We start from the raw sequence: 9,264 nt of genomic DNA, 5'->3' as shown, positions 1-9,264 counted from the left end.
AGAAGAAGAAATAATGAAAATACTAATGTAGATGTGGATTTTGACACAGATATTGAATCGGAGTTAAGAAATAGATCTAATTCAGAAGCAGAAGCGGATGTTCGAAATACCGATAAAAATACCAACGTTGCACGTTCTAATGTTACTAACTCAGGTAATTCTAAGGTTGATATCAGACTCAACAGCCGCAGTAACGCTAGAGTGAGATCTGAACAAGAACAGGAAAATGATCAAGATCAAGATGTAGATATAAATATAGATATCGAGGAAGAAAGAAGACGCCGCCGTCGTCGTCGTTAATATTTGAATAAAAGGTGGGATTGCACTATTATCCCAAATGATGTTTCAACTGTAAAAGAAATGGAAGAAGAGTGGATTAAATTGTTCCACTCTTTTTATATTTCCATATCCTATTAAGTGAATGATGCATTTCGTAAACTGTGTAAAAACTTTATCTCTTTAACTAATTCTCCCCCATTGCTTTCATGAAATAAATTAATGATGAAAGGGGATTACAAATTGGTTAATTCAAGAAACATTGTTGATTTTATTGTTGTTGGCACTGGTCCCGCCGGAGCTGTTATATCTAAGATACTTACAGATGATAAAAAAACTTCAGTTCTCGTCCTGGAAGCAGGAGGAATTAATGACAATGACAAACCTATAAGTGATTCTAGATTTGCTCTTGAACTAGAGGAATCAATTCTTTCCAGAGTATTTTTGGCAGAGAGAGGGTGTACCTCAACAAGCAAAGGTGCCAGACACCACTATTCATATCTAGTGTCAAATTAGTGGAGCAGACGCTAGATGTTATGCTTGTGGAGCCAGGCACCTAATAGGACAGCCTCTCAGATTGTGGACAAAGGGGTTCGGAATGGTCTCAATAAATCGGTATCTTTAAAGCGATGTTCAAAGTTCTTGCCAAAAGTACTTTAACTTTTTTCCCCATGATCCCGTTATTTATAAATATTTCCGATGTATCCCTTTCCCATCATACGTAAACAGCATATTCTTGCCTTCGACGATTGTTTCCATATGGACACTTCTGCCCCAAAGCTGATGGACATATGGCAGGACTTTTTCTAAATATTTTAGATCTAGCTCTATTCCTTCAAACCAATGCTTTAAATATAGTTCGCCATTCTTTAAATAATCACCGTCATTGACGGTTAAATATGGGAATCCCCCATTAACACGCATGCTTACGAGCTGATCACGAACATGCACCCATTGCTTGTCAACGACTTTGTAGTCCTTCCCCTGTTTTTGGAACAAATACATATCCTCGCGCATAACAAGATCTTTTGTTAAGTAGTTCCGTAAAAAAGAAATGTCAGACTCGATTTCTCTGACCTCGAACATTTTCTCCCGTCCGGAACCAGGCTGAACTCCATGCTTTTTCATTTCTTCTGTCGGATTATTATATCTCTCTTCAATATCCTCAAAAATTTTCAATCCTAAATAATATGGGTTAATGTTTGTGCGGGATGGCTGAACAACACCTGCATTTAATTTCGCAAACTCTAATGCCTCTGAGCTCGTTAAATCCATTTCTCTAAGAATGCGCTGATGCCAATACGNNCTCTTCTCGCATCATCGTTAATATATCACGCTGCCAGTCTGTAAGCTCTCGGGAATAGCTTTCAATAAATAGCAATAAGTCCTTTTCAGGCTGTGGCGGAATTTTCTTCTTCTTCTTTACCGGATCTGGTTTTTGATTATTCCTTTCATCAAGTTTCCATAAATCATCGTAAGGGGAGGATGCCGTTGGTTCCTCTTCTTCATATTCAATATCATCTAAATTCCAGGTTAGCTTTGGTCTCATTAACGATGGATCAATATGTTCTTCAATGGCTAGAACAGCATCTAAAAAGGTTTCTACCGCTTTTTTGCCGTGTAAAATTTCGTATTGTCTGATTCGTTCGGCTGTTGCCGCCATGCTTTCGACCATATCTCGCTTTGTGTTTTGAAAACGAATATTGTTTTTGAAAAAATCACAATGTGCCAGCACATGCGCAACAATTAATTTATTCTGAATTAATGAGTTGGAATCGAGCAAAAAGGCGTAGCATGGATCTGAATTGATGACAAGCTCATAAATTTTAGAAAGCCCAAGATCATAATGAAGCTTCATTTTAAAAAATTGCTTGCCGAAGCTCCAATGAGAAAAACGCGTTGGCATCCCATAGGCGCCAAAAGTATAAATAATGTCTGCTGGGCATATTTCATATCGCATCGGATAATAATCTAAGCCAAAACCTTTAGCAATTTCTGTAATTTCTTCAATGGCGTTATATAGCTGCTTACGGTCCTCTTCCAGCATTTACAATTCCCCCTTTTTGTTCTTATCACAATCTATGAAAAAATAGGCGGAATGATGAATTGGAGTAAGAATAAAAAAGCGGAAGACCATCGTCTCCCGCTTTGTTCACCTTAATCATCGCTGTCATCATCATCTTTATCATCTCGATCATGATCATTCTCCACATCTAATACCTTCCCGGTTACAGCATCAATCTCTACCTCGGCCTCGCCCTTACTCGTTTTCAGTTCAACTTCATAAATAAGCTGATCGTCATCTTCATCACGATTAATTTCAGAGACCTCTCCATTGACTTCCTTTTCAGCAATTTCTATTGCTTTTTGAATTGAAATATAATTATTTGAAGTAGAATTAGCTGCCTTTTCAAAATCATCATCGTTGTCATCAAAATCTTCTTTCACTGATAGAACATCACCTGTTATGGCATCAATGCGGATTTCAAATTCCTTATCCTTATTCTCTATTTCCACTTCAAAATAGCGCTTTCCGGATTCTTTTTCCAATTCAATGCTTTCTACATGTCCTTCAGCTTTTGTTAAGGCAATCTTAATGGCTTCTTCATGGGTTATCATTTTCTGATTCGTGTTTTGCAGCTCTGCATTTGGAAATTCATTTTTTGCAGCACCAGCCGCAACCGCTCCCCCTAAAATAACTGCTGCCGAAATAGCTCCAATCATAAATTTTTTCTTCATCCTATTTCCTCCTTTAATCTTTTTCCTTACATCTACAATATAGACTTGCAATATTAAAGGAAAAGAATAGGAAGATTAAAAATTGATGAGAATCATGTGACTCTTTTCTAATCATCCCAAGTAATGGATAGCACTTCACCTGTTATTGCATGGATTTGGACGGATGCTTCCCGATCATCTGAAGTATCAATTTCAACGAGATAATAAAGTATATTGTCATCCGATTCCAAATCAACATCATTTATATGACCCTTTACTTCCTTTAAAGCAATTTGAATAGCCTCATCCTCTGTAATGATCACGGTTGCTTCAGTTTCCAACTTTTGGACAAGAACCTCTCCTGTTTGAGCATCTACTTTTAAGATAGTTTTCTTTCCTTCCCCTTGAATGATAACTTTATACTGGCTTTTTCCGTGTTCATTTATTTTTATAAATTGAACGAGCTCACCAGGAAATTCTGATAGAATTTTTTCCTTTATTTCGTTTTCAGTTAAGGGCTTTGCTGGAGGATTAGGCTCTGCTTGTTCTGGATTCGCTTTATTGGATGCGATGTTGCTTTTTTTAGTAAAAGAAATGATCTCTCCATTCTCAGCATCCAGTTTGATTTCATAGTTCATTTCATTTCGATCCATTTCAATGACATATTGATTATTCTTTAGGATTATTTCTGTTATCTGTCCATTGTATCTTTCCTCTACGAGGGTTTTAACTTCGCTTTTGGATAGAATTTCAGCAGATGGATTTATAACAGGACCCAAAGCTTTAAAAGCAATAAATAAGATAACAATGGCTGCAATACCCATCATGACGAAAAGAGAACGTTTGTTTTCCAAAAGGATAGCACCTCACCTTCTATACTCCTTCCATTTTCCTATATGAACATGAGAAAAAGATGAGAAAGGAAAATTTTTAATTATTAATTGTTAAAGTTACTGTTGTTCCAGCATTTTCTTTACTTTCAAGCGTGACTCGTACATCTAAGGCATCGGCAATTTCCTTTGCAAGGGAAAGTCCAAGTCCTGAGCCGCCGCTCTTTCTGCTTCTCGCTTGATCAACACGATAGAAACGATCAAATACCATTGGCAATGCCTCTTTAGGTATTCCGATCCCTCGGTCTATTATTTTAATATAGGCTCCGTTCTTTTCTATGCCAACCGCAATGGTAATAATGTCATCACTATATTTACGGGCGTTATCGAGAAATATAAACAATAGCTGCTTAAGCTTTTGCTCATCTGTAGTGACAGAGATGGAAGTCAATTGCTCCCCTTCAATCATAACATCACGATTATAAGCATTTTGAAACCCTTTTACCGTTTGTTTCAAAACATCGATTAAATTAATGTTTGTTAGCATGAGATTCCACTGTTCATTATGCCTAGCGAGCAATAACAGCTGCTCGGTCATTTCCCTCATACGAATGGATTCTGACAGGATAGCCTCAATCGATTCATTAAACAACTCAGGCTCCTTTAAGCCTCTTCTCTTTAAAAGACTTGCGTAACTTTCAATAACCGTTAAAGGCGTTTTAAGCTCATGTGATGCATTGGATACGAACTGCTTTTGTTTTTCGAAGTTTGCCTCCAGCAAATCAATCATATGATTAAAGGTCTCTCCCATTTGATAAAGCTCATCTTTTGATCCTTCCTCTAATGGCAGCCGCTTGAATTGACCGCTTTCCTTAATTTCTTTCATTGTTTTAATCATACTTATCACTGGATTAATCAGAAGATTGCTTAGAAGCCTACTCGAAATAAACACTGGAATTAAAGCGAGCATGGTAACTATGATTAATACAAGCCTAAGTGAATGCAGGTTCTCGATGGATTTTTCTAAGCTCTTTGTAATTTGCAGATTTGCGATATTTCCATCTGAAAGAATGATGGGCATGGAGTGAAAGGCATAGGTGTGATTATTAATAATCATTTCTTTACTTACCTCGCCTGTATAAAATTCTGCTTTCTCTTTCCTCAATACTTGTTCATTTAAGGATGTAACAGCTAGTGATCTCTTTGTGTCAGGTCTTACGATTCGAATCATGCCATCTACAGGAACGTACGCTCTGAGAAGTTCATTTTCTGGAATCGTTACAAGATATTTGTTAAACGTCATGGAGGTTATTTTCATTTCTTCTTTAGCTGTTTCAAGTTCACTGTTTATAAGGAAATTATTAAATAAGAAATAAATCGAAATATTCATTAACACTAACAGGATTGTAAATAAAACTCCGGTATTAAGGTTGATCTTATTACTCAGCTTCATTTTGTTACCTTAAGAACGTAGCCAACACCGCGTATTGTATGGATTAATGGCTCTTTTTCAGGAGTATCAATTTTTTTCCTTAAATAGCGGATATATACGTCTACTACATTTGTATCGCCAAAAAAGTCGTATCCCCATACGGCTTCTAATATTTGGTCACGGTTTAATACCTGCAATTTGTTTTTTAACAAATAAGATAGAAGATCAAATTCTCTCGGAGTTAATTCAATGTCATCTTCTCCTCTTATAACTTCACGTGTCTTTTCATTTAATTTTAAATCCGCCAATGCTAGCCAGTCAGTTTCTTTCTTTTGTTCGACTGCTTTATGTCTTAATGCAGCTCGAACCCTTGCTAGCAATTCTTCTATTTGGAATGGTTTCGTTATGTAATCATTTGCCCCTAAATCCAGCCCTGAGACCTTATCTTCAACCGAATCCTTCGCTGTTAACAACAAAATAGGTGTATGGCTGTCGCTCATTCGAATTCGCCGCAAAATTTCAATTCCGCTTAATCCCGGAAGCATGACATCCAATAATATTAAATCCCATTTTTTTGACCGATATTCCTCAAGACCTTTCATCCCGTCCATTGCTTTTGTTACCTTATAGCCTTCATATTCGAGCTCTAATTCAAGCAGCCTTGCTATTTTCTCTTCATCCTCAACAACTAAAATTGATTCTTTATTCAATGGAGTCTCTCCTTTTTCAATAACCATTTATGAATCAAGGTTAGCAAAAATCAGCAATTAATTCATTATCAATAAGATTAAATAGGAAAAAAGAAGGGATAAGGGGCATTTATGCCCTCTTATCCCTTCTACTCTTCAACTGACAGTTGAAGAACCTTATTGTTTTTTAAACTATGTGAAATATTAACTGTTACTTTTTTGAGCTGATTATTTTCTTTCACTTCAAAAATAAAGGAATCCACGACATCTGTTTCAGAAATTTTCTTTCTGCCGGCATATTGAAATTCAACAACCGCTTCACTAGGGTAATCCTCTTTGATAACTGCAGTAGCAATTCGTCCATACTTTTCATAACCATTTTGAGCAAACGCTAAATTGTGGACGTTCATAATTAAACTAATGGTAAATAACATACAAAAAAGCTTTTTCATAACTTGTCCTCCTGTAATAAAAACACTTTCCCCTATTGTTTGTGTTTTTTTATTTTTTTATGTAACTAGTCCACAGGTTATTTGTTTTAATTTTCGTTCCTTAATGATTCGTTTATATGCAGGAAAAAGTTGAAAACCCTTTATAATCAAGACGTCCAACATTTACAGTGTAATTTTTGTTCACATCAACATAAGCTAAAGTCAACTCCTTAAGTGAAGGAGATGGACAAATGAATAAATTAGATTATGACCGAGCGTTATATTATACACATCGCTCTGAATGGGATAATTTGCTAATATTGATGGTAAGAACAGAAGATCATTTTCTTTCCAAAAAGATCGAGTACTTCCTTCATGCGTACAACTTTGAAAAAGACTATTCCGTTATCGAGAAACATCTATATTCCTTACTCCGATACATCGACCATGCTAATGCCTATACTGCTTATGAGTTGCAAGAGGAGATTTACCAGTTACCATAAGAATTCCACCACCAAAAAAACACGGTTTTTAACCGTGTTTTTTATTGCTTCTATATGTGTCGAACATTTCTCCGATACCTATTAGCCCTTCATCTGGACATACATATTCGTATACATTTGAAGCTCATTCATTAATTGATCAACGAGTTTCGCTGGCTCTTCATGCAGCCAGTCGTTTTCATAATCAAAGCAGTGAGGATCTAATACTAGCTGACGCGGGATCACATTTGCATAGACCCCTCTCCCAACAACTCTCATATTACCGAGGGCATTCATTCCACCCTTACCTCCTCCTGCTGCTACAAGTAATGCGACAGGTTTGTTAGCAAACTGTTCACTGCCAAGGAAATCAAGCGCATTTTTTAAAGCACCGCTCATTCCACTATGGTATTCTGGTGAAGCCAAAATAATGCCATCCGATTTTAACACCTTTTCGCGCAATGCTCTAACCGCAGGAATTTGATGTTGTGACTCCTCTCCGTTATATAAAGGCAGCTCGCCTTTACTTAAATCAATAAGCTCCGCTCCGTATTTTTTCGCGATATATCTTGAGGCAATCCCTGTTCTTCCTTTTTTTCTTGGGCTCCCATTTATAATTGTTAATTTCAACATAGGCTCTCTCCTTTTAGCACCATTTTCGCTATCGTTTATATTAATTCTAGTATAAGGGAGAGATTGTACTTTTATCATCGTATAGATTTATTTTTGATCTGCAACTATAGGCACAATTACAAACCCTATAAATAGGCATTTCTTTAATAAAATTAATTGATTATTCCATTTCTTACTGCATAGAGGGCAGCTTGCGTCCTATCAGCAAGTTCAAGTTTAGATAGCAGATTAGACACATGGGTCTTAACTGTTTTTTCGGTAATGAAAAGATCAGCGGCAATTTCCTTATTACTTTTTCCTTTAGCAATTTCCCGCAGCACTTCGATTTCTCTTTTTGTCAGCTCATCTACATGTCTTCTTTCGGAATGACTTTTTCCTGATAGGTGGGATAATAGATGAGTGGTTGCCTTCGGATGAAGCTGATTTTCGCCGTTCATTAATTGAATAATGGCTTTGACAAGTTCATCTGGTTCTATGTCCTTTAATTGATAGCCAGAGGCTCCAGCTTCTATTGCCGGAATGACATGATCCTGATCAGAAAAGCTTGTCAACATCATGACCTTGATTTCTGGACAGTGTTTTTTTATTTCACGCGTTGCTTCAATCCCGTTTATAACAGGCATCTCTAAATCCATTAATACAATGTCCGGACGAATTCTTGTTGCTAATTCAATTGCCTCTTGTCCATTTTTAGCCTCACCAATAATTTCAATGTCGGGCTGCGTTTTAAGAAAAAAGACAAGACCACGCCTAACAACATGGTGATCATCTGCGATAAGAACACGTATGGCCATTTTCTCTCCCCCTAAATTGGTATAGATATTTCAATTCTAGTCCCATTTTCTTCAGAGCTTTTCAGCTTAAATTGTCCATTCAATGATTCAGTACGATCTCTCATGCTCTTTAAGCCAAGAGATGGAATATTCCTTAAATCTCCATCATAATTAAAACCGCAGCCATCGTCAGTGATAACCATTTTTACATGCTTTTGATCTACAGATAAGATTAATCCCACCTTTGACTGCCCAGAATGCTTTTTACAATTGGCGAGTGCCTCCTGACCAATTCTCCATAAGGCCTCTTCAACCTTTCCTGGCAGCGAAACTACACCTTCTACTTTAGAGCTCACTTCTAAATCAAGCATTTCACCATAACTTAAAAGGGCACTTATTATTCCATTTTCCAATCCCCTTGGCCGAAGCTGCCAAATCAATGCTCTCATTTCACTTAAAGCTTCCTGTGCTAAATCTTGTATATAAGAAAAAGTTTCTTTTGTTTCTATATCCTTTGTCATTTCTGCCGCTCCTCTTGCCGTTAAACTTAAAGAGAATAGAAGCTGATTGACTGAATCATGCAAATCTCTAGCTAGACGATTTCTTTCCGCTGTTAAGGCATTCTCCTGCTCATGCCCTGTTAGCTTTATTCGNNCAGTGCCTATTTGAAAAGCAATCGATTCAAGCAAAGCCAATTCTTCCTTAGTAAAATGGGTCTTATTTGGCGAACCGACATTTAAGATGCCTATTTTCTCATCACCCGCCCGAAGAGGAACCGTTGCATGATGCGTTAATTGATTTGTGTCCACTTTTTTTTCATTTCGTGCATCTTCAATTCTTTTGCACTCAATTATATTAATTGCCTTATGCAATCTTCCATCGATATAACGGTCTATACACCAGCAGTCTCCCTTGCACATCCGCTCATTATCATTATATGATAACGCTTCGGGCAGCTTTTCCTTTGCAGCTAGCACGTATTTTCCATCTGGCTCAATTA

General features: G+C 37.0%; 10 protein-coding genes and 2 pseudogenes. 3 read left to right on the top strand and 9 right to left on the bottom strand.

Annotated elements, in window-relative coordinates:
- Together V7149_RS11865 and V7149_RS11860 are read left to right on the top strand one after the other, a co-directional pair.
- On the top strand, nucleotides 1-300 hold a 300-nt coding region (locus V7149_RS11865; RefSeq protein WP_335345835.1), incomplete at its 5' end, for a hypothetical protein.
- A gap of 201 nt (nucleotides 301-501) precedes the next feature.
- Nucleotides 502-748, top strand: a pseudogene (locus V7149_RS11860) (GMC family oxidoreductase); the annotation flags it as partial.
- Nucleotides 749-960: 212 nt separating this feature from the next.
- Here V7149_RS11860 and V7149_RS11855 read toward each other — a convergent pair.
- From V7149_RS11855 to V7149_RS11830, 6 genes and pseudogenes are all read right to left on the bottom strand, one after another.
- Nucleotides 961-2,323, bottom strand: a pseudogene (locus V7149_RS11855) (SpoVR family protein).
- Nucleotides 2,324-2,433: 110 nt separating this feature from the next.
- Nucleotides 2,434-3,015, bottom strand: coding sequence for a PepSY domain-containing protein (locus V7149_RS11850; RefSeq protein ID WP_335345834.1), 582 nt, complete (start codon nucleotides 3,013-3,015; stop codon nucleotides 2,434-2,436).
- Between the two features lie 107 nt (nucleotides 3,016-3,122).
- Entirely contained in the window at nucleotides 3,123-3,848 is a 726-nt protein-coding gene (locus V7149_RS11845; RefSeq protein WP_335345833.1) for a PepSY domain-containing protein, read from the bottom strand.
- A 76-nt stretch (nucleotides 3,849-3,924) separates the two neighbouring features.
- On the bottom strand, nucleotides 3,925-5,277 hold the full coding sequence (locus V7149_RS11840) for a sensor histidine kinase (protein ID WP_335345832.1): 1,353 nt from the start codon (nucleotides 5,275-5,277) through the stop codon (nucleotides 3,925-3,927).
- Nucleotides 5,274-5,993 (bottom strand): response regulator transcription factor, encoded by a 720-nt coding sequence (locus tag V7149_RS11835; protein ID WP_335345831.1) that lies wholly within the window; start codon nucleotides 5,991-5,993, stop codon nucleotides 5,274-5,276. The genes V7149_RS11840 and V7149_RS11835 overlap by 4 nt, the downstream gene beginning before the upstream one ends.
- Before the next feature lie 101 nt (nucleotides 5,994-6,094).
- Nucleotides 6,095-6,397, bottom strand: a complete 303-nt coding sequence (locus tag V7149_RS11830; protein ID WP_335345830.1) for a DUF3889 domain-containing protein — start codon at nucleotides 6,395-6,397, stop codon at nucleotides 6,095-6,097.
- A 230-nt stretch (nucleotides 6,398-6,627) separates the two neighbouring features.
- Between V7149_RS11830 and V7149_RS11825 the strand changes: the two genes are divergently transcribed.
- A complete protein-coding gene (locus V7149_RS11825; protein WP_335345829.1) occupies nucleotides 6,628-6,879 on the top strand; it encodes a YhdB family protein in 252 nt (83 codons plus the stop codon).
- A gap of 81 nt (nucleotides 6,880-6,960) precedes the next feature.
- Here V7149_RS11825 and V7149_RS11820 read toward each other — a convergent pair whose 3' ends face one another.
- The 3 genes from V7149_RS11820 to V7149_RS11810 form a co-directional block, all read right to left on the bottom strand.
- Nucleotides 6,961-7,488 (bottom strand): NADPH-dependent FMN reductase, encoded by a 528-nt coding sequence (locus V7149_RS11820; RefSeq protein ID WP_335345846.1) that lies wholly within the window; start codon nucleotides 7,486-7,488, stop codon nucleotides 6,961-6,963.
- A gap of 155 nt (nucleotides 7,489-7,643) precedes the next feature.
- Nucleotides 7,644-8,285: a response regulator transcription factor gene (locus tag V7149_RS11815; protein WP_335345828.1), complete on the bottom strand. Its 642-nt coding sequence runs from the start codon at nucleotides 8,283-8,285 to the stop codon at nucleotides 7,644-7,646.
- Between the two features lie 11 nt (nucleotides 8,286-8,296).
- The coding region (locus V7149_RS11810) for a sensor histidine kinase (RefSeq protein ID WP_335345827.1) at nucleotides 8,297-9,264 on the bottom strand (968 nt) is incomplete at its 5' end.

It is taken from the genome of Bacillus sp. JJ1503 (assembly GCF_036965125.1).
GTDB lineage: Bacteria > Bacillota > Bacilli > Bacillales > Cytobacillaceae > Cytobacillus.
This window is presented reverse-complemented; position numbering and strand designations above follow the sequence as displayed.